This window comes from Nonomuraea sp. CA-143628 (genome assembly GCF_050942315.1).
Lineage (GTDB): Bacteria > Actinomycetota > Actinomycetes > Streptosporangiales > Streptosporangiaceae > Nonomuraea.
On sequence record NZ_CP192072.1, the window covers coordinates 10274546 to 10299183 of the forward strand.

General features: G+C 70.6%; 24 protein-coding genes. 15 read left to right on the forward strand and 9 right to left on the reverse strand.

Annotation, left to right across the window (positions count from 1 at the left end; all coding sequences use genetic code 11):
- Positions 1-149: 149 nt before the first annotated feature.
- Complete coding sequence (locus tag ACQP2T_RS46525) at positions 150-1196, reverse strand: DUF5937 family protein (RefSeq protein WP_433511235.1); 1047 nt, start codon at positions 1194-1196, stop codon at positions 150-152.
- Positions 1197-1264: 68 nt separating this feature from the next.
- Between ACQP2T_RS46525 and ACQP2T_RS46530 the strand changes: the two genes are divergently transcribed.
- Genes ACQP2T_RS46530 through ACQP2T_RS46545 form a run of 4 tightly spaced genes read left to right on the forward strand, consistent with a single transcriptional unit; the run spans position 1265 to position 5064 of the window.
- On the forward strand, positions 1265-2125 hold the full coding sequence (locus tag ACQP2T_RS46530) for a hypothetical protein (protein WP_433511236.1): 861 nt from the start codon (positions 1265-1267) through the stop codon (positions 2123-2125).
- On the forward strand, positions 2122-3105 hold the full coding sequence (locus tag ACQP2T_RS46535; protein WP_433511237.1) for a Bug family tripartite tricarboxylate transporter substrate binding protein: 984 nt from the start codon (positions 2122-2124) through the stop codon (positions 3103-3105). Before ACQP2T_RS46530 ends, ACQP2T_RS46535 begins: the two co-directional genes overlap by 4 nt.
- Positions 3102-3557, forward strand: coding sequence for a tripartite tricarboxylate transporter TctB family protein (locus ACQP2T_RS46540; RefSeq protein ID WP_433511238.1), 456 nt, complete (start codon positions 3102-3104; stop codon positions 3555-3557). Before ACQP2T_RS46535 ends, ACQP2T_RS46540 begins: the two co-directional genes overlap by 4 nt.
- Before the next feature lies 1 nt (position 3558).
- Positions 3559-5064, forward strand: a complete 1506-nt coding sequence (locus ACQP2T_RS46545; RefSeq protein WP_433511239.1) for a tripartite tricarboxylate transporter permease — start codon at positions 3559-3561, stop codon at positions 5062-5064.
- A 62-nt stretch (positions 5065-5126) separates the two neighbouring features.
- Here the strand turns inward: ACQP2T_RS46545 and ACQP2T_RS46550 are convergent, their stop codons facing one another.
- Both ACQP2T_RS46550 and ACQP2T_RS46555 read right to left on the reverse strand, forming a co-directional pair.
- On the reverse strand, positions 5127-6869 hold the full coding sequence (locus ACQP2T_RS46550; protein WP_433511240.1) for a proline--tRNA ligase: 1743 nt from the start codon (positions 6867-6869) through the stop codon (positions 5127-5129).
- Between the two features lie 69 nt (positions 6870-6938).
- Positions 6939-7622: a hypothetical protein gene (locus ACQP2T_RS46555; RefSeq protein ID WP_433511241.1), complete on the reverse strand. Its 684-nt coding sequence runs from the start codon at positions 7620-7622 to the stop codon at positions 6939-6941.
- A gap of 123 nt (positions 7623-7745) precedes the next feature.
- Between ACQP2T_RS46555 and ACQP2T_RS46560 the strand changes: the two genes are divergently transcribed.
- Positions 7746-8711, forward strand: a complete 966-nt coding sequence (locus ACQP2T_RS46560) for an acyl-CoA dehydrogenase family protein (protein ID WP_433511242.1) — start codon at positions 7746-7748, stop codon at positions 8709-8711.
- On the opposite strand, the gene ACQP2T_RS46565 is transcribed toward ACQP2T_RS46560, so the two are convergent.
- Entirely contained in the window at positions 8697-9182 is a 486-nt protein-coding gene (locus ACQP2T_RS46565; RefSeq protein ID WP_433511243.1) for a hypothetical protein, read from the reverse strand. The genes ACQP2T_RS46560 and ACQP2T_RS46565 overlap by 15 nt on opposite strands.
- Positions 9183-9277: 95 nt before the next feature.
- Between ACQP2T_RS46565 and ACQP2T_RS46570 the strand changes: the two genes are divergently transcribed.
- From ACQP2T_RS46570 to ACQP2T_RS46590, 5 genes are all read left to right on the forward strand, one after another.
- Positions 9278-10345, forward strand: coding sequence for an LLM class flavin-dependent oxidoreductase (locus ACQP2T_RS46570; protein ID WP_433511244.1), 1068 nt, complete (start codon positions 9278-9280; stop codon positions 10343-10345).
- Positions 10342-11487 (forward strand): hypothetical protein, encoded by a 1146-nt coding sequence (locus ACQP2T_RS46575; RefSeq protein WP_433511245.1) that lies wholly within the window; start codon positions 10342-10344, stop codon positions 11485-11487. The genes ACQP2T_RS46570 and ACQP2T_RS46575 overlap by 4 nt, the downstream gene beginning before the upstream one ends.
- Before the next feature lie 125 nt (positions 11488-11612).
- Complete coding sequence (locus ACQP2T_RS46580) at positions 11613-13100, forward strand: AMP-binding protein (RefSeq protein WP_433511246.1); 1488 nt, start codon at positions 11613-11615, stop codon at positions 13098-13100.
- Between the two features lie 136 nt (positions 13101-13236).
- Positions 13237-14538 carry an FAD-dependent oxidoreductase gene (locus tag ACQP2T_RS46585; protein WP_433511247.1) on the forward strand — a complete coding sequence of 434 codons (1302 nt, stop codon included), beginning with the start codon at positions 13237-13239 and terminating at the stop codon, positions 14536-14538.
- Between the two features lie 4 nt (positions 14539-14542).
- Positions 14543-15706 (forward strand): DUF6986 family protein, encoded by a 1164-nt coding sequence (locus ACQP2T_RS46590; RefSeq protein WP_433511248.1) that lies wholly within the window; start codon positions 14543-14545, stop codon positions 15704-15706.
- 68 nt (positions 15707-15774) lie between these two features.
- Here ACQP2T_RS46590 and ACQP2T_RS46595 read toward each other — a convergent pair whose 3' ends face one another.
- From ACQP2T_RS46595 to ACQP2T_RS46615, 5 genes are all read right to left on the reverse strand, one after another.
- Positions 15775-16455, reverse strand: coding sequence for a copper homeostasis protein CutC (locus ACQP2T_RS46595; RefSeq protein ID WP_433511249.1), 681 nt, complete (start codon positions 16453-16455; stop codon positions 15775-15777).
- A 133-nt stretch (positions 16456-16588) separates the two neighbouring features.
- On the reverse strand, positions 16589-17191 hold the full coding sequence (locus tag ACQP2T_RS46600) for a GNAT family N-acetyltransferase (protein ID WP_433511250.1): 603 nt from the start codon (positions 17189-17191) through the stop codon (positions 16589-16591).
- Between the two features lie 198 nt (positions 17192-17389).
- Positions 17390-18139: a GntR family transcriptional regulator gene (locus ACQP2T_RS46605; RefSeq protein ID WP_433511251.1), complete on the reverse strand. Its 750-nt coding sequence runs from the start codon at positions 18137-18139 to the stop codon at positions 17390-17392.
- 776 nt (positions 18140-18915) lie between these two features.
- Entirely contained in the window at positions 18916-19350 is a 435-nt protein-coding gene (locus ACQP2T_RS46610; protein ID WP_433511252.1) for a Zn-ribbon domain-containing OB-fold protein, read from the reverse strand.
- Positions 19351-19407: 57 nt separating this feature from the next.
- Positions 19408-20577 (reverse strand): thiolase C-terminal domain-containing protein, encoded by a 1170-nt coding sequence (locus ACQP2T_RS46615; protein ID WP_433511253.1) that lies wholly within the window; start codon positions 20575-20577, stop codon positions 19408-19410.
- Positions 20578-20720: 143 nt separating this feature from the next.
- On the opposite strand from ACQP2T_RS46615, the gene ACQP2T_RS46620 reads away from it, so the two are divergent.
- Genes ACQP2T_RS46620 through ACQP2T_RS46640 form a run of 5 tightly spaced genes read left to right on the forward strand, consistent with a single transcriptional unit; the run spans position 20721 to position 24638 of the window.
- Positions 20721-21332 carry a flavin reductase family protein gene (locus tag ACQP2T_RS46620; protein WP_433511254.1) on the forward strand — a complete coding sequence of 204 codons (612 nt, stop codon included), beginning with the start codon at positions 20721-20723 and terminating at the stop codon, positions 21330-21332.
- Positions 21333-21347: 15 nt separating this feature from the next.
- Positions 21348-22475, forward strand: coding sequence for an acyl-CoA dehydrogenase family protein (locus ACQP2T_RS46625; protein WP_433511255.1), 1128 nt, complete (start codon positions 21348-21350; stop codon positions 22473-22475).
- Between the two features lie 23 nt (positions 22476-22498).
- Positions 22499-23272, forward strand: coding sequence for an SDR family oxidoreductase (locus tag ACQP2T_RS46630; RefSeq protein WP_225299357.1), 774 nt, complete (start codon positions 22499-22501; stop codon positions 23270-23272).
- Positions 23273-23304: 32 nt separating this feature from the next.
- Positions 23305-23667, forward strand: a complete 363-nt coding sequence (locus ACQP2T_RS46635) for a PadR family transcriptional regulator (RefSeq protein WP_433511256.1) — start codon at positions 23305-23307, stop codon at positions 23665-23667.
- Positions 23664-24638, forward strand: a complete 975-nt coding sequence (locus ACQP2T_RS46640; RefSeq protein WP_433511257.1) for a hypothetical protein — start codon at positions 23664-23666, stop codon at positions 24636-24638. Before ACQP2T_RS46635 ends, ACQP2T_RS46640 begins: the two co-directional genes overlap by 4 nt.

A 24638-nucleotide genomic window follows, 5' to 3' on the forward strand; every position in this document is an offset into this window, starting at 1 on the left:
CCCTGCGGGGGAGAAAGCGGACGCCCGTCGTGGCAGAGGTCCCCAAGGGTGGGGAACCCCCTCCGGGGAGCGGAGGGAGCCGGTCCGTCGTGGCTGAGGTCCTCAGAGAGGGCCTCCTCCGGGGGCGGAAGTAATCGGCCGCGAGCGGCTCAGCGGTAGAGCACCGTCAGTAGGTCGGTGCCCAGGCGTTCGATCGCCTCGGCGTCGAGTTGGTAGTAGACGACCGAGCCGCGACGGTGCACGTGCACCAGCGCCGCCTCCCTCAGGTGGCGTAGGTGTCTTGAGACCTGGGGGGCGGTCATGCCCAGTTGGTTGGCGAGCTCCGAGGTGGCCACCGGGTTGCGCAGGATGGCGTAGCAGAGCTTGAGGCGGGTCGGGTGCTGGAGGACGGCCAGCCGCTGCCGGGCGGTCTCCAGGGAGACCCCGGCGGAGGTGCCCACGCCGTACTGGATGACCACGGGGTAGCCCGGGTAGTGCTTGACCACGAAGTGCGGGCGGCCGTACAGGCTGGGGACGAGCAGGCAGGGCCGGCCGGCGCCGATGCGGGCGGTGGCGTTGTAGAGCTTGTCCAGGACGATTCGACGCCCGCCCTCGACGGCCGTGGCGGTGGGGAAGTCGGCCAGCGCCATGGGGCCGTGCACCGCGATCGCCCGCTCGCGCACCGCGGCCTCGGCGGCCAGCGCGGTCCGCAGGCCCGGCCAGTCCGCCTCGAAGGCCGCGGCGGCGAAGTCGGCCAGGAAGCCGGTCAGTTCGCGTCTGAAGCCCCAGGGGTCGTTCTGCACTCGGGTGCCCAGCTCCACCCTGCTGGAGGAGATCAGTCTGAGGCGCTGGAGCACGTCACCGCCGACGCCGGCGCTGTTCTTGCCGATGAGCGCCTGGAGGGTCATGGCGGTGAAGTCGCCGATGGGCAGCGCCTCGATCTCGGCCAGCTCGTCTTCGAGCGTCCTGGTCCGGCCGGCGGACAGCGGCAGCAGGTAGCGGGCCCGGAAGGCGCTCCACAGGGGCGCCCACGCCGTCGCCCTGGCCAGCAGGTCCTCGTCGGTCTCCGTGTGGACCCTGGCCACCCAGCGGGCCGCCGCGGGGTGGTGTCCGGGCTCGTCGAGCGCGTGCAGGCAGGCGCAGAGCTCGGCCAGCGGGGAGACGCCCATGGTGATCGAGGCCGGGCCGGAGGAAGACAGGAGGAGCGTGACGGGCACGTTGCACATTACCGCGTTGGCGGCAATCTCCTTGTCCGAAACTAGATATATGTCCAGGCTGTGGCGCCATGGCCAAGGCACCCCTACACGAAATCGGCGGCGGAGTTAAGCACCCTCGGGAGTTCTACTTCAGCGGGTCCACCACCATCTTCGCCTCCCGATACGACCAGCGCTTCTCCTACTGCCTCTACGTGCCGACGGCCCACTCCCCCGAGGGCCCGCCGATTCCGATCGCCGTCATGCAGCACGGGACGGGACGGCGCGGGCCGCAGTACCGCGACAACCTCGCCGAATGGGGTGAGCAGCAGGGCTGCCTGGTCCTGGCGCCGCTGTTCCCCGCGGGCATCGAGGACGCGGACGACCTGCACGGCTTCAAGTTCATCAACTACCGCGGCATCCGCTTCGACCACGTGCTGCTGGCGATGGTCGAGGAGGTCGGCGAGCGCTTCAACGTCGACACCGAGCGGTTCCTCCTGCACGGCTTCTCCGGCGGCGGCCAGTTCGCCCATCGGTTCGCCTACCTGCATCCGGACCGGCTGGCCGGAGTGTCAATTGGTGCACCAGGGCGGATATCGTACATCGACTGGGACAGCCCGTGGTGGATCGGGCTCAAGGGGTTCGAGGAGGAGTTCGGCCAGCCGCCCAGGATCGAGGAGCTCGGGGCGGTGCCGGTACAGATGGTCGTGGGTGCCGAGGACGTCGAGACCTGGGAGATCAACAACCAGGGCGACGCCAACTGGATGGACGGCGCCGACGCCTACGGAACCACCCGTGTCGAACGGCTGGCGGCGCTGCGTGACAACTTCGGCGCGCACGGCATCAACGTCAGGTTCGACGTCGTGCCAGGCGTGGCGCACCAGCCGATGAGCGTGCTGGAGCCGGTCAAGGACTTCTTCACCTCGATTCTCACCCCCCGGGAGACCTCATGAAGATCATTGTTGCCGCCGCCGCCCTGACGGTCCTGGCCACCGGTTGCGCGGTCGGCGAGAGCACCGAGGCGGGCGCCGAATACCCGAGCAAGCCTCTGACGATCATGGCGCCGGGCAGCCCCGGCGGCGGCTGGGACACCCGTGCCCGCGGCATCGCCGGTGCGCTCAGCCAGTGCAAGATCACTACCGCGAAGGCCACAGTCATCAACGTCCCCGGCGCGGGCGGCACGATCGGGCTGGCCCAGTTCGCCAAGAGCAAGGGCGACCCCTACCAGCTCATGGTCATGGACAGCGCGACCATGCTCGGTGGCATCGTCAACAACCACTCACCCGTCGACCTGACCACCCTCACCCCGATCGCCGGGCTGAGCAGGGGCCCGAGCGCGATCGTAGTGCCGAAGAACGCGCCGTACGCCGACCTGAAGTCGCTGCTGGCCGCGATGAAGAAGAACCCGCACGGCATCAAGTGGACCGGCGGCTCGCTCGGCGGCCCCGGGCAGATGACGGTCGCGGGGCTGGCCAAGGGCCAGGGCATCGACGCCAAGCAGGTCAACTACGTGCCCACGGCGGGCGGCGGCGAGTCGATGAACCTGCTGCTCAGCGGGGCCGCCACCGCGGGCATCGACACCGTCGCCGAGCTTCGCGCGCAGCTCCAGGCCGGAGAGCTCAAGGCCCTCGCGGTGGACGGCGACAAGCGGATCGAGGGCATCGACGCCCCGACGCTGAAGGAACTGGGGCTGTCGGACCAGGCCATCTCCACGATGGCCGGCGTGCTCGCCCCGGCGGGGCTGTCGGCCGAGCAGCAGCAGGACGTCGTCAAGATGATCGACAAGATGCGGCAGACGTCGTGCTGGCAGCAGGTCCTCAAGCAGAACAACTGGGTCGACGCCTGGACCCCGGGCGACTCGTTCAAGCAGGTGCTCACCGAGCAGCGCGGGCAGATCACCACAATCCTCGGCGAGTTGGGACTGGGCAAGTGAGCACCCGGCTCGTCTCGGCGGGGTTCCTGGCGGTCGCGCTGGTCGTCCTGGCGCAGGCGTTCATGATCCCTGACGGCGGCGGTTACCAGGCCGTCGGGCCACGGGCCTTCCCGCTCCTGGTCGGCATCGGCATGGCGGTGGTGGCCGTGATCGGGGTGGTGCAGGCGTTCCGCGCTCCGGTGACCCGCGAGGGCGGCGAGGACGAGGGCGTGCACTGGCGTCCCGTGCTGCTCCTCATCGGCGCGCTCGCTCTGTACGCGGTCCTGCTCGCGCCCGTGGGCTACTGGCAGTCGACCACGCTGTTCTTCGTCGCGGTGGCCCGCGTGCTCGGCAGCCGCAAGCTGGTGCGCGACCTGGTCGTGGGCCTGCTGCTGGCGCTGGCCACGTATCTGCTGTTCGACCGGGTGCTGGGCATCACGCTGCCTCCGGGCCTGATCAGATTGGCGATCTGAGATGAGCGTACTGGGCCACCTGCTCGACGGCTTCGCGCACGCGCTCACCCTGCAGAACCTGCTGCTCGGCCTGCTCGGCGTCACCGTCGGCACACTCGTCGGCGTGCTGCCGGGCCTCGGCCCGGCCACGACGATCGCGCTGCTGCTGCCCCTGACGATGGTGTTCGACCCGGTGGGCGCGTTCGTGATGTTCGCCGGGATCTACTACGGCGGCATGTACGGCGGCAGCACCACCGCGATCCTGCTCAACATCCCCGGTGAGACGGCGTCGATCCCCACCACGATCGAGGGCTACCCGATGGCGCGGAAGGGCCGGGCCGGGGCCGCGCTGGCCACGGCGGCCATCGGCTCGTTCGTGGCGGGCACGATCTCCACCGTCGTGATCACGTTCCTGGCGCCCGGGATGTCGGCCATCGCCAAGTCGATCCAGCCCGCCGAGTACTTCTCGATCATGGTGCTCGCCTTCGTCACCGTCACCTCGCTCATGGGCGACTCGATCGTGCGCGGCCTGTCCAGCCTCTTCCTCGGGCTGGCGATCGGCATGGTGGGCATCGACCAGATGACCGGCCAGCCGCGCCTGGCCTTCGGTGTGCCCGACCTGTATGAGGGGCTGCCGGTCGTGGCGCTGGCCGTCGGCCTGTTCGCCGTGGCCGAGGCGGTCGCCACCGCGGCCCAGCGGAACCGGCAGGAGCAGCCGCCGGTGAAGGTGACCGGGCGCATCGGCATGACCCGCGACGACTGGCGCAGGTCCTGGCGGCCTTGGCTGCGGGGCACCGCGTTCGGCCTGCCGATCGGCTCGCTGCCCGCGGGCGGCGCCGAGCTGCCCACCTTCCTCAGCTACAACGTCGAGAAGCGGCTGGCCAAGGACCCCGAGGAGTTCGGCAACGGCGCCATCGAGGGCGTGGCGGGGCCCGAGGCGGCCAACAACGCGGCCTTCTCCGGTGTGCTGGTGCCGCTGCTCACGCTCGGCATCCCCACCTCGGCCACGGCCAGCATGCTGCTGATCGCCTTCCAGATCTACAACGTGCAGCCGGGACCGCAACTCTTCGACCAGCAGCCGGTGCTCGTGTGGACGCTGATCGCCAGCCTCTACATCGGCAACGTGATGCTGCTGGTGCTGAATCTGCCGCTGATCCGGCTGTGGGTGAAGCTGCTGAGCGTGCCGGCGGCGCTGCTGACGGCGGCGATCCTGACGTTCGCGACGCTGGGTGTCTACGCCACCTCGCAGAGTGTGTTCGAGATCCTGGTGGCGTACGGGTTCGGGCTGGTGGGGTTCGTCCTGCGGCGGGCCGGTTATCCGGTGGCGCCGCTGATCCTCGGGGCGGTGCTCGGGCCGCTGATGGAGGTGCAGTTCAGGCGGGCCCTGGCCTTCAGCGAGGGGGATCCGGCGGTGTTCTTCACCCGGCCCGTGTCGCTGGCCATCCTGGTGATCGCCGCCGCCTGCCTGATCGGGCCCGTGGTGCTCCGCCGCCGCGGCAAGATCTCCATACCCGCGGCCATGGACTGACGGCCCCCTGGCAGAGCAGCACGGCTCCCCCCCCTGAACGAAGGGGGAGCCGTGCTTCGCGTTTACGAGCAGGCGGCCAGCACGCGGTCGGCGGCCGTGTCGAGCGGGATCTCCTCCTTGACGCCCGTGGCCCGGTCGCGGAGCTCGACCACACCCTGAGCCAGCCCGCGGCCCACGACCACGATCGTGGGCAGGCCGAGCAGCTCGGCGTCCTTGAACTTGACGCCGGGCGAGACCCCGGAACGGTCGTCGACGAGCACCCGCAGCCCGCGGGACTCCAGCTCGGCGGCCAACTGGAGGGCCACCTCGACCTGGTTGTCCTTGCCCGTGCCCACGATGTGCACGTCGGCGGGCGCGATCTCGCGCGGCCACACCAGCCCGAGCTCGTCGTGGGCCTGCTCGGCGATGACCGCCACAGCGCGCGAGACGCCGATGCCGTAGGAGCCCATCGTGATGCGGATCGGCTTGCCGTCGGGGCCGAGGGCGTCGAGCCCGGCCGCGTCGGCGTATTTGCGGCCGAGCTGGAAGATGTGCCCGATCTCGATGCCGCGGTCGATGGACAGCGGCGAGCCGCAGCGGGGGCACGGGTCTCCGGCGCGCACCTCGGCGGCCTCGATCGTGCCGTCGGGGACGAAGTCACGGCCCGCGACCACGTGGGCGGCGTGCTTGCCGCGCTCGTTGGCTCCGGTCACCCAGGAGGTGCCGGTGACCACGCGGGGGTCGACGAGGTAGCGGATGCCGAGGTCGCGCAGGACCTGCGGGCCGATGTAGCCGCGGATCAGGCCGGGGTGCTTGGCGAAATCCTCGGCCTCGAAGATGGCGGGCTCGCCGGGGGCCAGCGCGGCCTCCAGGCGCTTGAAGTCGACCTCGCGGTCGCCGGGCACGCCGACGATCAGCGTCTCGACCTTGTCGGAGCCGGGCGTGGTGACCTTGACGACGACGTTCTTCAGGGTCTCGGCGGCGGTGATCGACAGGCCGTGGTGCTCGTTGACGTAGGACACCAGCGACTCGATGGTCGGGGTGTCGGGGGTGTCGAGGACGCGCTGGGGCTCCAGCCCGTCGAGGGCGCGGGCCGGGGGCGCGGTCGTGGTGACGGCTTCGGCGTTGGCCGCGTAGCCGCAGGAGCGGCAGGCCACGAAGGTGTCCTCGCCGGTGGGCGTGGGCGCCAGGAACTCCTCCGAGGCCGAGCCGCCCATCGCGCCCGACGTGGCGAACACGATCTTGTAATCGATGCCGAGCCGGTCGAACGTCCGGATGTAGGTCTCGCGGTGCTGCTCGTAGGAGTGCTTGAGTCCTTCGTCGTCGAGGTCGAAGGAGTAGGCGTCCTTCATCAGGAACTCGCGCCCGCGCAGGATGCCCGCGCGGGGCCTGGCCTCATCGCGGTACTTCGTCTGGATCTGGTAGAGCGTGACCGGATAGTCCTTGTACGAGGAGTATTCACCCTTGACCATGTCGGCGAAGAGCTCCTCGTGCGTGGGACCGAGCAGGTAGTCGACGCCCTTGCGGTCCTTGAGCCGGAAGAGCGTGTCACCGTATTCGGTCCAGCGACCGGTGGCCTCGTAGTATTCGCGCGGCAGCAGGGCGGGGAAGAGCACCTCCTGGCCGCCCATCCGGTTCATCTCCTCGCGGACGATCTTGGCGACGTTTTCCAACACCATCTTGCCGAGGGGCAGCCACGAGTAGATGCCGGGCGCCACCCGCCGGACATAACCGGCGCGGACCAGGAGCTTGTGGCTCGGCACTTCCGCGTCTGCCGGGTCGTCCCGCAGGGTGCGAAGAAACAACGACGACATGCGCAGCGACACGGCTACTCCTTGTTCGGCCTGGATATGAGGATTACAGGCTATCGACTCGGAGCGACTCGCCGCGCGGCCTTATCCCGCGATGGGGACCCAACCGCCCAGCGAACCGGCCACCGCGACCGCGAACAGGCCGACCAGGACCGCCGCCAGCAGCAGCGCGCGCACCCGGCCCGCCATGCCGCGGCGTAGGGCCAGCACCAGCACGACGGCCAGGGCGCCGACCACGGGCGCGGGACCGGGCCAGAAGGCGGGGTCGCTGTGGATGAAGCCGGGCGTCGCGCGGTCGATCACGTCGGCGAGCAGCAGGGCGCCGATGAGGCCCGCGGCCAGGTCGCCCCAGACATCCGACCGCCTCGTCACGTAGGCGAGCAGCCCCAGCCCGACCAGCAGGCAGAGCGACCAGTTCAGCCCGGCCGCGGAGCCGCCGACGCCGACGCCGCCGATGTCGGGCGCGCCGCGCAGCATGCTGCCGCCCAGAGTCACGACGATCATGGACAGGGAGGCCAGGAACGTGGTGAGCAACGCCCACCCGAAGCCCGCCGCGCTCGCTCCGACGAGCAGGGCCAGACCCAGATACATGTAAGGGTCATAGACCTGGCCGAGCCATTGGGGACCGCGACCGTCGGCGAGTATGCCCACGAGCCCGACGACCAGCCCGCCGAGGAAGGCCCCCAGCACATGGCGTTCGATGCAGCGCTGTCCACGGTCGTAGGCGGCGAACTCCGCGTAGTCGATCGTGCTCTCTTTTACGTCCATTGCCTGGTCAACCCTCCCTTCGCAGCTTGTCGCAATACCACAACCAGATTATGTGGCCGTCCAGAAAAGGCAAATTTCGGCCAACCAAATGCAACGAAGCAATCGCTTGGTTAAACTGGCTCGGTGACCGTCACAGACGAGCTGCGCTCCGTCGTCCGCGCCTATCTCGCCGACCGCCCCGCCGCGCCCTGGGCGGCGTTCGCGCGCGAGCTGGGCACCGCAGGGCTCGCCGTCCCGGAGGAGTACGGCGGAGCGGGCTGCGGCCCGGCCGAGACCGCGGTCGTGGCGGGAGAGCTGGGCAGGACCCTGTCCCCCTACCCCTTCCTGCAGAGCGCCGTCCTGGCCGTCGAGGCGCTCAAGGCGGGCGGCGACGAGGCGGCGATGGGCCGGCTGCTGCCCGCGCTGGCCGACGGCTCGGCGACGGCGACCGTCGTCCTGCCGGGCGATGGCGACCTGACACTCCGGGACGGCCTGCTCACGGGCGTCGTCCCGTACGCGCTGGAGGGCGACGTGGTGCTCGTCTACGCCGACGGGCTCCTGGTCGAGGCGGTGCCGACGCGGCGCGTGGCGTACCCGACGATGGACGAGAGCCGGCCGCTGGCCGAGCTGTCCTTCGACCACTCCCCGGCGCGGCCGGCGGGCGACGGCGCCGCGTGGAGCCGGGTGCGCGACCTCGGCATCGCGGCGCTGGCGGCCGAGCAGGTGGGCGGGGCCGAGCGCTGCCTGGAGATGGCCACGGAGCACGCCAAGCTGCGCCACCAGTTCGGCAGGCCGATCGGCTCCTTCCAGGCGATCAAGCACAAGCTGGCCGACCTGCTGCTGCTCGTGGAGTCGGCCAGGTCGGCGGCGCTGGCGGCGGCCGGGTCGGAGTCCCTCGCGGCCATCGCCGGGTCCTACTGCACCGAGGCGTATCTCACGGCGGCGGGCGAGAACATCCAGGTCCACGGCGGGATCGGCGTGACCTGGGAGCATCCGGCTCACCGCTACCTCAAGCGGGCCACCTCCGACGCCCAGCTCTTCGGCCCGCCACAATCGCACCGCGAGCGGCTGAGCGCGCGGGTCTTCCAGGGCAAACTAGCCGCCCAGTAGCGTTTCCCAGGGGCGCGGGGCGTTCGTGGCGCGGGTGGTGTCGAGCGCCTCGGCCAGCCGCCAGAAGCCCGGCTTGTCGCGTACGCGCTCGCGGCCCAGCGGATCGATGGCCCGCAGCTCGAAGCGGACGCCCATCACGTCGAGCACCGCCGACCGGCTGTCGCCCGGACCGGCGGGCTCGCCGAGCTCGTCCTCGTACGCGGGAGCGCGCACCTGCTCGGCCAGCAGCGCCGCCACCTCGGAGGCGTACGGGCCGTCGCGCCACTCGATGTGCCAGCTGTGGTCGGCGCCCCGCCACCAGGTCAGATCCCGGCAGGACTCGATGAACTCGGCCTCGGTGGCGAGGGCGGCCATCACCCGGCCGAACGCCTCGTAATCGCGCCCGCTCGTGAGCGAGAAGTCATCGGCCCCCGTATCGGGGAGCGTGCCATCTTTCGGCCGCCTCAGCGCGTGCTTTCGCCTCACGTGCATCACTCTGATCGCGAACGCGCCCTTCCCGCAAGTCTTTGGTGCTGATAGTCTCTACCAAGCGAGCGCTTGGTTTACTACTTTTCGCCGGAGGCGCGATGACGTCCCTACGGATCAGCCTGGGCTACGAGCTGGAGGTGCGCGGGCGCTCCCGAGAGGTCGAGCAACAGGCGTTCCAGAACGTGATCGACCAGGTCGTGCTCGGTGATCGGCTCGGCTTCGACACCGCCTGGTTCGTCGAGCACCACTTCACGCGGGGGTTCTCCCACTCCTCCGCGCCCGATCTCGTGCTGGCCGCGATCTCCCAGCGGACCGAGCGGATCCATCTCGGGCTGGGCGTGGTGCTGCTGCCGTTCCAGTCGCCGATCCGCACCGCGGAACGCGTGGCCACCCTCGATGTGCTGAGCGGCGGCCGGGTGGAGTTCGGCACCGGGCGGGGGGCCTCGCCCCTGGAGTACCAGGCCTTCCAGCGGCCCTTCGAGAAGTCCCGGCAGATCTGGGAGGACTCGCTGGACGCGACGCTGGCCATCTGGCGGGCCGACGGGGAGCCGGTCAGCCGCTCGAACGAGTTCTTCGAGATCCCGGACGTGGCGGTCTACCCGCGTCCCGTGCAACAGCCGCATCCGCCGGTCTGGGTGGCCTCGACGTCGCTGGAGGGCTATCTGGCGGCGGCCGACCACGGCTACAACCTGCTCGGCATGACCATGGTCAAGGGCATCGACGACGTGGCGGACGACATCGCCCAATACCGTGAGCGCCTGGCCGCCGCCGGGTTCGACCCCGACTCCCGCCGGGTCGCGCTGATGATCCCCTGGTTCGTCGCGCCCACCCGCGACCAGGCCAACGAGACGGCCGCCGACGCCGTCCTCTGGTACATCCGCCGCCAGGTCAACCTCGTCACCCCGCCCGACTACTACGACGCCCGGCACGCCACCCACCGCGTCCTCGGCCAGCTCGCCGCCGGGATGCCGCCGGAGGAGGCGATGGCGACGCTGCGGGAGCACCTGATGGTCGTGGTGGACGACGTAGCGGGTTCGCGCAAGGCCCTGGCCAGGATCGCGGAGGCGGGGGCGACGGATCTGATCATCCAGGCGCAGGTGGGCGGGCTGGCGCACGAACGGGTCTGCGAGGCGATGAAGCTGTTCATGACCGAGGTGACCAAGTGACCACCCCGGACACCGGCCCCAGCTCCGGGTCCGTGAGCGGCCGGGACGCGTCGGCGGAGGCCGCCGGCGCCCGGTGGCTGACGCGGGACGATCTCCGTACGGGCGCGCGGTCCGCGACAGGGCTGCTGCAGGTCGCCCCCGACGCCTCCAGCGCCTTCCCGATGGCGCCCGGCGACCGCGCGGCGGCGCAGGAGCTGACCGGGGCGGCGCTGCGGGCGGCCGGAGTGGGCGACCGCGACCGTGTCGTGGTCGCGCTGGCCGAACCGGCGGGCGCGCTCTGGGCCGCCGCCGCGGCGGACGTGGCGTCGGCGGCCGCCTCGGTGGGCCCGCGAGGCCGCATGCGGTTGATCCACACGCTGTCCACCCTGGGAGCCACCACGCTGGTCGCCACCCCTACGGGCGCGATGGACCTGCTGGCCAGGCTGCACCTGGAGTTCCTGCTGGACCCCCTTGACCTGGGGCTGCGGCACATCGTCCTGACCGGGGAGATCGCCTCGAAGCGGACGCTCAGCCACCTGGCGGGCGAGTTCGACGCCCACGTGACCGAGGTGTACGCCGACCCGTTCGGCGGCGGTGCCCTGGCCTGGCGGGCGGCTGAGGGCGACCCGCTCACCCCGCTGACGGACGGCCTGCTGCACCTGGCCTCGCTGACCAAGGACGTGCTGCGGCCGTCGGAGCCGTCAGGGGTGGCCGAGCTGGTGATCACGCCCCACGGCCACTCGGCGCTCGGCGACGCCGTCCTGCGTACGGGCCAGGTGGTACGCACCGACTCGCCCGCGACCGACCCCGGACTGCCCGCTCCCGTCCACACGGTCGGCGAGCACGTGCTGGTGCGGGGCGTGTGGCTGTCGCTGCCGCGCGTCGAGAAGGCCCTGGCCAAGATCGACGGCGTGACCAGGTGGGAGCTGGTCGTCAGCAGGCAGGGCACGCTCGACGCGGCGGTGCTCACCGTCACGTTCGGGAGGGAGAGCCTCGTGCGCAACCCGATGTGGCGCAACCGGATCCAGCAGGCGATCCAGGGGCTCACCCCGATCTCGCTCGGCGTGGAGATCGCGCCGGAGATCGCCGAGACGCCGAGCCCCGGCGTGCTGACCGACCTGCGCGGCCACCACCTGGGCCGCGACCGGGCGCTCATCGTGTAGCCGCCCACCCGCCCGTCCAGGGTCCGTACGGGAGCCGAGGTCTGTACGACAGCCGGGCGCTCGGCCTGTGGAGCAGGAGGCGCGAACCGATGGGACCCATGCCGGACTGGGGAACGCTCCCCCGCATGCTCCGTGACCAGGCGGACCGCCATCCGGACACGGTGGTGATCGTCGACGGCGACACGCGCGTCACCATGGCGGAGCTCCGCGCCGGAGCCGCCCGCGTGGCGCACGAGCTGATCGAGCTCGGCGTCCGGCCGGGCGACCGGGTGGCCCTGTGGGGCGTGAACGACCCGTACTGGGTGAGGCACGCCTTCGGCGTCTGGGACGCCGGGGCGGTGATCGTGCCGCTCTCCTCGCGCGCCAAGGGCCTGGAGGCGGCGGCGATGATCGAGAAGACCGGCGCCGCGGTGCTGGTCACGGGCGAGGGCCCGCCCGGTGTGGTGCTCGCCGATCTCCTGCCGCCGGACGCCGCCCCGCGCCACGTCCTGAACCCCGGGCGAAGTCTCCACATGGAGCGGCCGGGCGTCGAGGAGCGGGCGCTGGCCGTACGGCCCGGCGATCTGTGCGAGATCATGTCCACCTCCGGCACCACCGGCACCCCCAAGGGCGTGATGCTGGACCACGCCCAGGTCCTGCGCGGCTACTGGGACTGGTCCGAGATCGTCACCCTGGACGAGCACGACCGCTACCCGGTGATCGCCCCGTTCAGTCACGGCTTCGGCCTCAACGCCGGGATGATCGCCTGCGTGCTCCGCCGGGCGACCATGATGCCGATCAGGGTCTTCACCCCCGACGCCCTGATGTCCCTGATCTCGGCCGGCCGGGTGAGCATCCTGGCGGGCCCGCCCACGCTGTTCCACCGGCTGCTGGACGAGCTGGACCGCGCCGACTGGGACGTCTCGTCGCTGCGCGTGGCCATCTGCGGGGCCGCCGCCGTGCCCGCCGCGCTGATCACCCGCCTGGTCGAACGGGTGGGGCTGGAGCGGATGATCAACGCGTACGGCCTGATGGAGGGCACGGTCGTCTCCATGACCAGGGCCGGCGACCCGATCGAGGTCATCGCCGCGACGACCGGCCGGGCGGTGCCGGGCATCGAGGTGCGGATCGTCGACGACGACGGCAAGGAGGTGGCAGCCGGGGAGCGCGGGGAGATCCTGCAGCGCGGGTATGGGGTCATGCGCGGCTACTGGGACGAGCCCGGCAAGACCGCCGAGGTGGTCGATCGGGACGGCTGGCTGCACACGGGCGACATCGGCGTCCTCGACCCGGCGGGCAACCTGGCCATCGTGGACCGCAAGAAGGAGCTCTACATCGTCAACGGCTTCAACGTCTCGCCCGCCGAGGTGGAGTCGCTGCTGTTACGTGAGGGCTCGCTGGCGCAGGCGGCCGTGATCGGCGTGCCCGATCCGGTCTCCGGCGAGGCCGGTTGGGCGTACGTGGTGCCCAGAGCGGGGATGACGGTCGATCCGGGCACGCTGCTCACCTGGGCGAAGGACAACATGTCCAACTACAAAGTGCCGAAGCGGGTCATCGTGGTCGAAGCTCTGCCGGCCAACGCCAACGGCAAGATCGACAAGAGGGCCCTCCGTGCCCGCGCGTCCGCCTCCTGACTGCCCCGTACTGACACCATTCGCGAAAGATGGGTTCATTCGTACCGGCGATCGGGGATACATCGATCACAGTGCCGGGTTGCACTGGTGGGACGCATGCCCCGTGTAACAGAATCGCCCACATAGAGGAGGCAGCGTGACGTTGCGCGTGGCGGTCATCGGGTCGGGCCCTGCCGGTATCTACACGGCCGAGGCCCTGGTCAAACAGGCGCAGGAGGACGTCCAGGTCGACGTCGTCGAGCGGTTGCCCACGCCTTATGGGCTCGTCCGATACGGCGTCGCGCCCGACCACACGTCGATCAAGTCGATCGCCAACTACCTGCGCCGGGTGCTCGAACTCCCCGAGGTCCGCTTCCTCGGCGGCGTCAGGCTCGGCGAGCACCTGTCGGTCGAGGACCTGCTGGGCAGCTATGACGCGGTCGTCTACGCCACGGGCGCGATGGTCGACAGGAAGCTCGGCATCCCGGGCGAGGACCTGCCGGGCAGCGTGGCCGCCACCGACTTCGTCAACTGGTACTGCGGCCACCCCGACGTCTCCGCCTCCATGTTCACCCTCGACAGCCCCGAGGTCGCGGTCATCGGCGTCGGGAACGTGGCCGTCGACGTGGTCCGCGTCCTGGCCAAGACCGCCGAGGAGCTCAGCTCCACGGACGTACCGCACGACGTGCTCGAACGGCTCGGGGAAAGCCAGGTCAAGGCGATCCACATGATCGGCCGCCGGGGTCCCGAGCACGCCAAGTTCACGCTGAAGGAGTTGCGGGAGCTCGGCGAGCTGGCGAACGCCGACGTCTGCGTACGCGAGGACGAGGCCGTGGTGCTGGGCGGCGACTTCCCCCGGCAGATCCGCGGCAACATCGACGTCCTGCAGTCGTGGGCGGGCCGCAACCCCGTCGGCCGCCCGCGCCGCCTCGATGTGCGCTTCTGGCTGCGCCCGGTGGAGATCCTCGGCACCGACCGGGTGGAGGGGCTCAAGCTCGAACGCACCCGGCTGTCCGAAGAGGGCCGGGTGGTCGGGACGGGCGAGTTCGAGATGATCCCGGTCGGTATGGTGCTGCGCTCGGTCGGATACCAGAGCGTCCCCCTTCCGGGGGTGCCGTTCGACGAGCGGTCGATGACCGTGCCCAACGAGGCCGGCCGGATCCGCGAGCGCGAGTACGTGGCGGGCTGGCTCAAGCGCGGCCCCACCGGCGTGATCGGCACCAACAAGTCGGACGCGGCGGAGACGGTCCGCACCCTGCTGTCCGACCTGGCCGGCCACGAGCGGCTGAAGTCCGCGCCCATCGACGCGGTGCTGCACGAAAGAGGCGTAAGGCCGGTGACGTACGACGAGTGGCTGGCCATCGAGGCGGCCGAAGGCGCCCTGGCCAAGTCGCTGGGCCGCGGCGAACGGGTCAAGCTCGCCGGCCTGGAGGCCATGCTGCGGGCCTGCCGGCCCTGACGGCATGCGTGTCATCGTGACGGACCAGTCCCTGCCAGGCTTCGCAGAGACCCACCGGATCCAGCGGGCCCGCTACCCGGCCGCCGAGCCCGGTTGGCAACCTGTGCACACCGTCTATGTCCCGGCCGACCGGGTGTCGCCGAGCACGGTCGCGGGGTGGGGCGCGCAGGCGCTCGACCTGGTCAAGGAGCATCTGAGCGGCCCAGCCGAACTGGCCCACGTGTTCGGGCTGCCTGACGCGCCGGCGCGGGACGTACACGAAAGGCTGCTGCGCAAGCTCGCCCGCGAGCCGGTCGAGGACCTGCGGATCGACTTCGAGGACGGCTACGGCGGGCGGCCCGGCGACGAGGACGGCCACGTCGAGCAGGCGGTCGTGGCCGTGGCCGTGATGCACGCGGCCGGAGCGCTGCCGCGCCGGTGGGGGCTGCGGGTCAAGTCGTTCGCCGACGGGGACCCTGGGCGGTCGGTGCGGACGCTCGACGGGTTCGTCACCGGGGTCGTCGAACGGGTGGGCGAGTTGCCGCCGGGGTTCGTGGTCACCTTCCCGAAAGTGCTGATGGAGTCGTATCTGGGCCAGTTCTGCGGCTTCCTGGAGCGGCTCGAACGGGAGCTGGACGTCCGGCTGCGGTTCGAGATCCAGGTCGAGGCGCCGCAGACCGTGCTGTTCCTGCGCGGTGAGCTGGCCGAGTCGTTCGGGGGGCGGCTGGCGGCCGCGCACTTCGGGGTGTTCGACTACACGGCCGCTCTCGGGCTGCCGCCGCACGAGCAGCGGCTCGACCATCCGGCCTGTGACCACGCCCGGCACGTGATGCAGACGGCGTTCGCCGGCACGGGGGTCGAGCTCTCCGACGGCTCGCTGGCCGCCTCTCCCGCCTCCAGGTCGGCTGCGGACGTGCACGCGCTGTGGCGGCGGCACGCCGAGCTCGTCCGGCACTCGCTGGGACACGGCTTCTACCAGGGCTGGGACATGCACCCCTCACACCTGGTGAGCCGGTTCGCCACGGTCTATGCCTTCCACCTGGCGCACTACGACTCCTACCGGGATCGGGTGCGGGCCTGGGAGGAGCGGCGCGCGGCCGGGGGCGGCGTCATGGACGAGCCCGCCACGATCAAGACCCTCGCCGCCGCGCTCCACCGCGCCGACGCGGCGCTCGCCCTCCCGGACTGAAGCCGCCCCAGGCCGAGGCCCCTCGGCGGCCTTGGGGGCGAATCACAGGCCGCTCGGCGGCCCTCGGGTCAGTCGCGGTCGACCAGGCTGCGCCACTGACGGACGCGCCGCTGGTCGACCTGCAGTGACCAGCTCTCCCGTACGGCCGAGCCCACGTGGAACGCCCGGATGCCGTAGTCCAGCAGCGACGGCACATAGGCCGGTTTGAGCCCGCCGCCCGCCAGGATGATCGAGCCGTCGCCCGCGTCGGCCCGGCTCTTGAGTATCGGCAGCCCGTAGCGCACGCCGGCGGGTGAGCCCGCCGTAAGCACCGTGGCCAGGTTGGGCAGCAGCCGCACCGCCCGCCACGACGCCTGTACGTCCGCCGCGTGGTCGACGGCACGGTGGAAGGTCCACGGCAGCGGCGACACGGCGTGGATCAGCGCCTCGGTGGCCGCCAGGTCCACCACGCCCGCCTCGTCGAGGAAGCCGAACACGAACCCCGCGGCGCCGGCCTGGGCCAGCGCCTTGACGTCGAGACGGAGCCGGTCGAGCACCTCGGCGTCGGCGGTGAAGTTCGCGGCGCGGCGCAGCATCACCATCTGGGGCAGCGGGCACTCCGCGGCGATCGCGGCGACCGTCTCCGGAGCGGGGGTGAGCCCGTCGGCGCCCATGTCGGCGACGACCTCCAGACGGTCGGCTCCGCCCTGCTCCGCGGCGACGGCGTCGCGCACGTTCAGCGCGATCACCTCAAGGAGGGATCCGGTCATGCTGGAGAGGTTATATGGTGCTGTGTCCCTTTGTGCCGGAAAGCACCAGGTCACCTGGCCGGGGAACGCGACCGCGGGCCGTGCCCCGCCGGGGAGCGGGGCACGGCCGTACCGGCCGGGGCCGGTCAGGGCGTCAGACGCCGATCAGCTCGGCGACTGTGAGGTCGCGGAAGGCCGTCGTGGCGGCCTCCTCCGCGGGCCGCTCGAAGAGGGCGCCCGAGGAGCGATGCGGCAGATCGACCGTCCGAACGTGCCGGAAGCCACGGCTCCGGTAGTACTCCTGCAGCCGCGGGTTGTTCTTGGCGCAGTCGAGCCGGAGCTTGCTCAGCCCGGAGGCGTGCGCCGCGGAGCCCGCCCAGTCCAGCAGGGCGTCTCCGAGGCCGAAGCCCGCCCAGGGCCGGGCGACGGCGAGCTTGTGCACGTACATGGCGGCGCCCGGGTCGTCGGACCGGCGCCAGAACTCCGGGTCGGCGTGATCGTCGAGAGCGATCGTGGCGACGGGCGGGGCCTCGTCATCCAGTTCGAGATACCGGAGCTCGTCGTCCACGAGGTAGAGCACCCGCTCGGCGATGAGAGGCTCGATCCGCTCGGGCCCGAAGCCGCCGCGCGGCCACTGCCGCACGCCCTGGGAGTACAGCCATTCGGCCGTGTCGGCGAGCAGGGTCAGGACGCCCGGCAGATCGGAGGCGTCGGCGCGGCGGAGAGCGAGCGGGTGGAGCAGGGTGTTGGAAAGCACGGTTCAGCCCTTCATTACATCGGGTGTCCATGCAGCCACAGAACGTAATGATTGGAGCGCGCGCTGGGTCGCATGGGGGGTTTGAGGCGACATCTATCGATAAATCGCGCATGGAGGGAGTGCGCAGGACTCCCTCTGCCCAGCGAGGCGGGAGGCTCGTCTTAGGCGGCCGGTGGGATCACCCCCAACCGAGCTCGCTCAGCGGCGATCGAGCTCGTATCTGATCAAGTGCTTGTCGGCGGGGAGCACCGACACGGCGACACGCACTGGCATGTCGCCGTTGTCGTAACCGACGCGGACGTAGACCACGACCGGTGTGCCGAGCTCCAACTGGAGACGCTCGACCTCTTCCTGGTTGGGCATCCGCGCCCAGATGTCATCCACCACCCGCACCTGCTCGTGACCGAGCTCTTCCAGGACCCGGTTCGCCCCCCGCGGAATGTCGCCCGGCCGGGCGATCTCCGTGTTGGCCACCAGGTCACGTGGATAGTAGGAATCGTTGGTGTTGTACGGCTGCCCGTCGACGAACCGCAGACGCCGTCGGACGACGGCCAGTTCGCCTTCGGCCAGCTCGAGTCGGCTGGCGATCTCCTCGACCGGTGAGACGGTCAAGACCTCTATGTACTGGCTGGGGGCACGACCTTCCTGCGTCACGGCGAAGGCGAACGCCTCTCGCAGCTCGCCGGATGGTTGTGGCTCCAGCTCTCGCTGCGGGTAGATCAGCAGCGGCCGGCGGTCCCGGACGACCGTGCCACGCCGTGGGGTTCGCGTGACCAACCCTTCGTTGACCAGCTCCCCTAGGGCGAGTCTGACGGTGTTGCGGCTCACCCCATGGTCTTCCATGAGCTGCGCCTCGGTCGGCAGCTGCGCCCCGGGGCCGAGTACACCGGAGTAGATGGCTCTCCTCAGCTCCGAGGCCACCAGCTGGTACAGGACCGACCTTGCCACTTTCACCCCTTTTGTTCCAACAATTTAGACGATCTGGTTCTAACAGGCCACAACCCCTTGACCGATGGCCATTGACAGCCGCATCATCCAATCGTTGGTACAAATCCATCGAAAGGCCGGTGAGGGGGTGAGGGCCCGGTGTTACCGGTCCACGCGGGTACGCCATACCTGCCCTGGCAAGACCCTTGTGAAGCAACACGTTTACTGCGTTACGCGTTGCCTCGCCAGGGACTCAGCAACACCTACCAGAGCAACGACAGTGGCATGTCCGTTTTATCCGTGTTGACCGAGGTAACTGTGTGGTGCAAAGACGGTTCCTTCATCTGGAATGAGGAGGATGCCACCGTCTCACATCCCATCGATGACCCCCTCGGTGCGGCCCAACGCATCGCAGACCACTACCGACATCCGGAGTCCTCGCAAGAGGGTCGCTCCCCCATGAACTCCGTGTGCGAACACTCGACCTAGGACTCCATCCCTCGCCGGAGTCCTGGCGTCGCCGCACACGGGGCAGGAAGCGCGTCCTGGCGGGTCCCCCACGCCCGCCAGGGCGCGCGTTCCTCCTTTTTCTCATGATTTACGGCGCTTCGCGCCTTTTCCCACCATTCTTTGCGCCAAGTCGTACCCGCGCCGTAGACCGTCCCCAGTCGAGCCTCGCCCAAGGGACCGGCGTCCGGCGGGCGTGGCCGGCCGCAGGGATGAAGCGGCCGGACCGGGATTGGCCTTCAGGCCCATTGGTACCTATCGTTCCCGACTTGGTGCCGCCGCGAAGGATTTCACGGGGATGCGTGCCACTCTGTCGGCCGCCAATTGATGAGCGTCAGCTCGTCGCCCATGTCCTCGTACACACCTTCGACCGCCTGACCGTACTCGGGCTCTCGATCGCCGTCCCACCCGCCGTGGATCAGGCAGCCGGGCACGGCGGCGAGCCGGACCAGCACCACGACGTACGGCTCGCTCGCTCCGGGCATGAACGGCCGGCGGTTGACGATCCAGCTCTCCACCGTGCCGGCCGGCTCGACGGCCTCCCAGCGCCAGTCCTCCGTACGACAGGCCGAGCAGAAGGCCCTGGGCGGGAAGCGGGCCGTGTGGCAGGTGTCGCAGCGCTGGACCGCGAACTCGTGGCCGGCCAGCCGGGCCCACCAGTCCCTGGAGTCGCGATCGGGCGTCGGCCGCACGCCTTGGGGCGGCCTGCCGTACCGGTCGGGCATGGATCAGCCCCTTCTGAGGTCGGGCATGGGTCAGCCTCTTCTGAGGTCGGGCATGGGTCAGCCTCTTGTGAGCAGGAGAGCCGAGGTGGCGGGGAGGATGTAGCCGGGCTGGGCGGTGGACAGGGCCACCTCGGCGCCCGCGACCTGCCGGTCACCCGCGTCCCCGCGTAGCTGGGAGACGGCCTCCGCTATGTGGTTGACGCCGTGGACGTAGCCCTCCGACAGGAAGCCGCCGTGCGTGTTGACCGGGAGGGCTCCGTCAAGGGCCGTGGCGCCCGAGGCGACGTACGGGCCGCCCTCGCCCTTGGCGCAAAAGCCGTAGTCCTCCAGCTGGACGATCACCGAGTAGGTGAAGCAGTCGTACAGCTGCGCCACGTCGATGTCGGCCGGGCCGAGTCCGGCCTGGGCGTACAGGCGCGGGGCCAGCGCGGCGGCGGCCGTGGTGGTGGGGTCGGCCCGGCCGCCGGACAGGTGCGAGTCGCCACCGCCCCAGGCCGCGCCGGAGATCAGCACCGGCGGGCGGCGCAGGGAGCGGGCGCGCTCGGCGGTCGTGATGACCAGGGCGCACGCGCCGTCGGTCTCCAGGCAGCAGTCGAGCAGGCGGAACGGCTCGGCGATCCACCTGCTGTCCAGGTAGTCGTCGAGGGTGATGGGCGTACGCATGAGGGCGCGGGGGTTCTTGACGGCGTTCGCCCGCTGGGTGACGGCCAGCTGCCCGAAATGCTCCGCCTTTGTGTCATATTTCTGCATGTGGGCGCGGGCGTACATCGCGTACTGCTGGGGCGGCGCGAAATAGCCGTAGGGCGCTTGGTACTGCACCTCGGGACTCACCGGAAGGCCACGGCCGGTGCCGCCCATGCGGAACTCCGACCGGGCGTTGATCGCCCGGTAGCACACGACGGTCTCCGCCACGCCGGCCGCCACGGCCAGCGCCGCCTGCGCCACGACCGCGTGCGAGACGCTGCCGCCGCCGAACTGGTCGAGGTACCAGGTCGGATCGGCCAGGCCGAGCGCGGGCCCCACCAGGGACGGGGCCGCCGAGTCGCCCACGCGATGGGTCGCTATGCCCTCGACGTCGCCGGGGCCGAGGCCGGCGTCGTCGAGGGCGGCCAGGATGGCGCGACAGGCCAAGGTGAGTGTGCTGACCCCCGAGTCCTTGGTGAAGGGCGTGTACCCGACGCCCACCACAGCCGTACGATCCCGGAACTCAAGCAAGCGCTTGGCCATCCTGAAACGCTAGATCGGACCGTCCACATATGTCAACCGGGGGGTATGCCCCGGCATTTCGCTTGACACCTTTTCCGTCGCACGCCTACCGTCCAAGCAAGCGCTTGGTAAGATACGATGCAGACGGCGAGGAGGAGGAGACCATGAGCACACACGCTGCCCGGCTGATCACGCCGGACGGCTGTGGCGGCCCCCCGGTGCCGTACCAGCGCAGGACTCTCAACGGAGCCTCGATGCCGAACGGCCAGTCCCACGCGAGCGGCAACGGCCAGCTCGACAGCCGGAGGTTCAGGTCGGTGCTGGGCAGGTTCGCCACCGGCGTGGTGGCGATCACCGCCCTCGACCCGGCCAGCAACGAGCCATGCGGCCTGGCGGCCAACTCCTTCACCTCGGTGTCGCTGGACCCGCCGCTGGTGGCGTTCTGCGTGGCGCACACGAGCACGAGCTGGCCCAAGGTGCGCGGCGCCAAGGTCATCACCGTGAACGTGCTCGCCGAGCACCAGCAGCACGTCTGCGCCCAGCTCGCGAGCCGGGGCGGCGACAAGTTCGCCGGGCTGCGGTGGACCGGCTCGCCCGGCGGCAACCCGGTGCTCGAAGGAACCCTGGCCTGGATCGACTGCGTGGTCGAGGCCGAGCACATGGCCGGCGACCACGTGATCGTGGTGGCCCGGGTGCTCCAGCTCGACACGCACGCGGACGGCGGCCCGCTGCTGTTCTTCCGCGGCGGTTACGGCGGCTTCGTTGAGCCCACGTGACGGTGAGCCCGAGTGGTGGCGTTTCCGTTGAGCCTGCGTGAGGAGGCGCGCGCCTGGCTGGCCGCGAACCTCACCGGAGACTTCGCGCATGCCCGCGGCCTGGGCGGCCCCGGGCGCGAACACGAAGGTCACGAGGTACGACTGGCCTGGGAGCGCCATCTCGGCAAGGCGGGCTGGACCTGCCTGGGCTGGCCCGTCGAGTACGGCGGACGCGACGCCTCCCTGGCCGACCAGGTCGCCTTCCACGAGGAGTACGCCCTGGCCGACGCCCCCGCCCGCGTGGGCCACATCGGCGAGGGACTCATCGGGCCGACGATCCTGGAGTTCGGCACCGAGGCGCAGAAGGCCCGTTTCCTGCCCCCGATCCAGCGGGGCGACGAGCTGTGGTGCCAGGGCTACTCCGAGCCGGAGGCGGGTTCCGATCTGGCCAACGTCCAGACGAAGGCGCACCTGGCGGGCGACGAATGGGTCATCACCGGGCAGAAGGTGTGGACTTCGCTGGCCCACGTGTCCGACTGGTGCTTCGTGCTCTGCCGTACGGAAGCGGGCTCCCAGCGCCACCGTGGGCTGTCGTACCTGCTCGTGCCCATGGACCAGCCCGGCGTCGAGGTACGGCCGATCGTGCAGATGACCGGGACGTCCGAGTTCAACGAGGTGTTCTTCGACGGGGCCAGGACCGCGGCCGAAAACGTGCTCGGCGCGCCCGGCGACGGGTGGCGCGTCGCGATGGCCACTCTCGGTTACGAGCGCGGAGTCTCCACGCTGGGTCAGCAGATCGGGTTCCGGCGGGAGCTGGCCCGGGTGATCGAGGTCGCCGAGCGAACGGGCGCGGCCGACGACCCGGTGCTGCGTGACCGGCTGGTGCGGTCGTGGCTGGAGCTGGAGATCATGCGGCTGAACGCGCTACGGGCCGATCCGGGGCCGGTGGCGTCGATCGCCAAACTGTACTGGTCGGAGTGGCATCGCCGGCTGGGCGAGCTGGCCCAGGCCGTACAACTCAAGTCCGGACTTGTCGCCCGCGCCGGCGAGCTCAACGACCTCCAGCGGCTGTATCTCTTCAGCCGGGCGGACACGATCTATGCCGGTTCCAGCGAAATCCAGCGGAACATCATCGCCGAGCGCACCCTGGGACTCCCCCGCTGACGGACCTCTCTGATCGGAGCACTATGGCACCGCCGTACCCCAGAGCGCACGGGCTGCTCGACGGCAAGGTCACGCTGGTCACGGCCGCGGCGGGGGCCGGGATCGGCTACGCGACGGCCAAGCGCTGCGCCGAGGAGGGGGCCACGATCGTCGTCTCCGACCGGCACGAGCGCCGCCTGTCCGCCGCCGCCGACTCGCTCACCGAGCTCACCGGTGTCAAACCGCTGGCGGTGCCGTGCGACGTGACGTCGGAGGCCCAGGTGCTGGCGCTGTTCGACGCGGTGGTGGAGGCGCACGGGCGGCTGGACGTGGTGGTCAACAACGCCGGGCTCGGTGGTACGGCGTCACTGGCCGAGATGACCGACGAGCAGTGGCACACCGTCATCGACGTCACCCTGAACGGCACCATGCGCTGCACCAGGGCCGCCCTGAAGCAGATGATCGCCCAGGGCTCCGGGGTGATCGTGAACAACGCCTCCGTGATCGGCTGGCGGGCCCAGCGAGGGCAGTCGCACTACGCGGCGGCCAAGGCCGGGGTGATGGCGCTGACCAGGTGCGTCGCCCTGGAGGCCGCCGAGCACGGCGTCCGGGTCAACGCGGTGGCGCCTTCACTGGCCGTCCACCCGTTCCTGGCGAAGGTGACCAGCGAGGAGCTGCTGGCGGAGCTGGCGGCCGCCGAGGCGTTCGGGCGTTCGGCGGAGCCGTGGGAGGTGGCGAACGTGATCGTCTTCCTGGCCAGCGACTACTCCTCGTACATGACGGGCGAGGTCGTCTCCGTCTCTTCTCAACATCCGTGACTATATCCTGAGAGACAGGATATGGTGGGCGGGTGAATATAACGGAGCCCATGTTCCTGGCGCTCACCGCGCTGGTGGACGAGCCGCGGCACGGCTACGGCATCGTCCAGGAGGTCGATCGGCTGTCCGGGGGGCGGGTGCAGCTCAAGATCGGCTCCCTCTACGGCGTGCTGGACCGGCTGGCCGGGGAGGGGCTGGTGGCGCTCGACCGGGAGGAAGTGGCCCAGGGGCGGCTACGCCGCTACTACCGGCTGACCGACTCGGGGGCGGGGGCCCTGGAGGAGGAGGCGGCCCGGCTGGCGGCCAACGCCCGCGCGGCGACCACCCGCCTCCGGGACCGGACCACCCGCCTGCTCCCTGGAACGGCCACCGCGCTCGCCGGAGGTGCCTGGTGAACGAATTGCTCGAACAGCGCTACCGCACCGTCCTGCGGCTGCTCCCCCGCTCGTACCGAGCCGAGCGGGAGGAGGAGATGGTGGCCGCGTTCATGGAGGTCTCCGGCGATGTGCCGGATGAGGAGAACCCTCGACCGCGCTGGGGCGAGATCGCCAGCGTGCTCGCCCTCTCGATGCGCGTACGGGTCGGCGGAGCGGGCGCGACGCCCCGGCTCGTCGCCTGGGGCGCGGCCGTCAGGCTGGTGGCGACACTGGGGCTCGCCTTCCACGCGGCGGCCGGCACTTTAACCCTCGTCTCCCTCGCCTTCATGGGGCCCGACTCGACGACGCGGCCACTCGATGTACTCGCGGCGGCTCTCTGGGTGACGGCGTTCGTCCTGCTGATGCGCGGTCATGTCCAGCTCGCCAAGCCGGTGGCGCTGGCGGCCGGCGCGGCGGCTCTGGTCGAGCTCGCCATCTGGGAGAACTTGGCCAGCCAGTTCGTTGCTCTGGACACGGTGCCACCGGCACTGAATGTCGTGGTACCGCTGGCGGCCCTGCTCGCCGGCTTCCACCACGACGTCCCGCCGGTGCGGCGAGCGTGGCAACTGACCGTCCTGCCGCTGGCCGTCGGGCTGCTGTTGAGAGCCGTCATCCTTGCCCTGTTGGCGTCCGGCTTGGGGGATGTGCCGCTGGTGTGGCCGTGGGTGGACCTCATGGGTCTGGCCACGGTGGTGCTCGTGGTGGCCGGGATCGTCTGCCTCAGGCGCGACCTGCCCGCGTACGTGCCGCTCGCGCTGGCGATCCTCGGGACGTTGATGCTGCCGTCGCGACTGGCGATGGCGGACAACAGCTACCTGAGCATGGGACTTGGAGAGCTGTGGGTGTCCAGCGTGGGCCAGTGCGTGGCGCTGGTCGTCATGGTGACGGTCCTCGCGGTCGCGGGCTTCCGCGGTCTTCCGTCCGTACGACAGGGGCGCGCTACGGCCTAG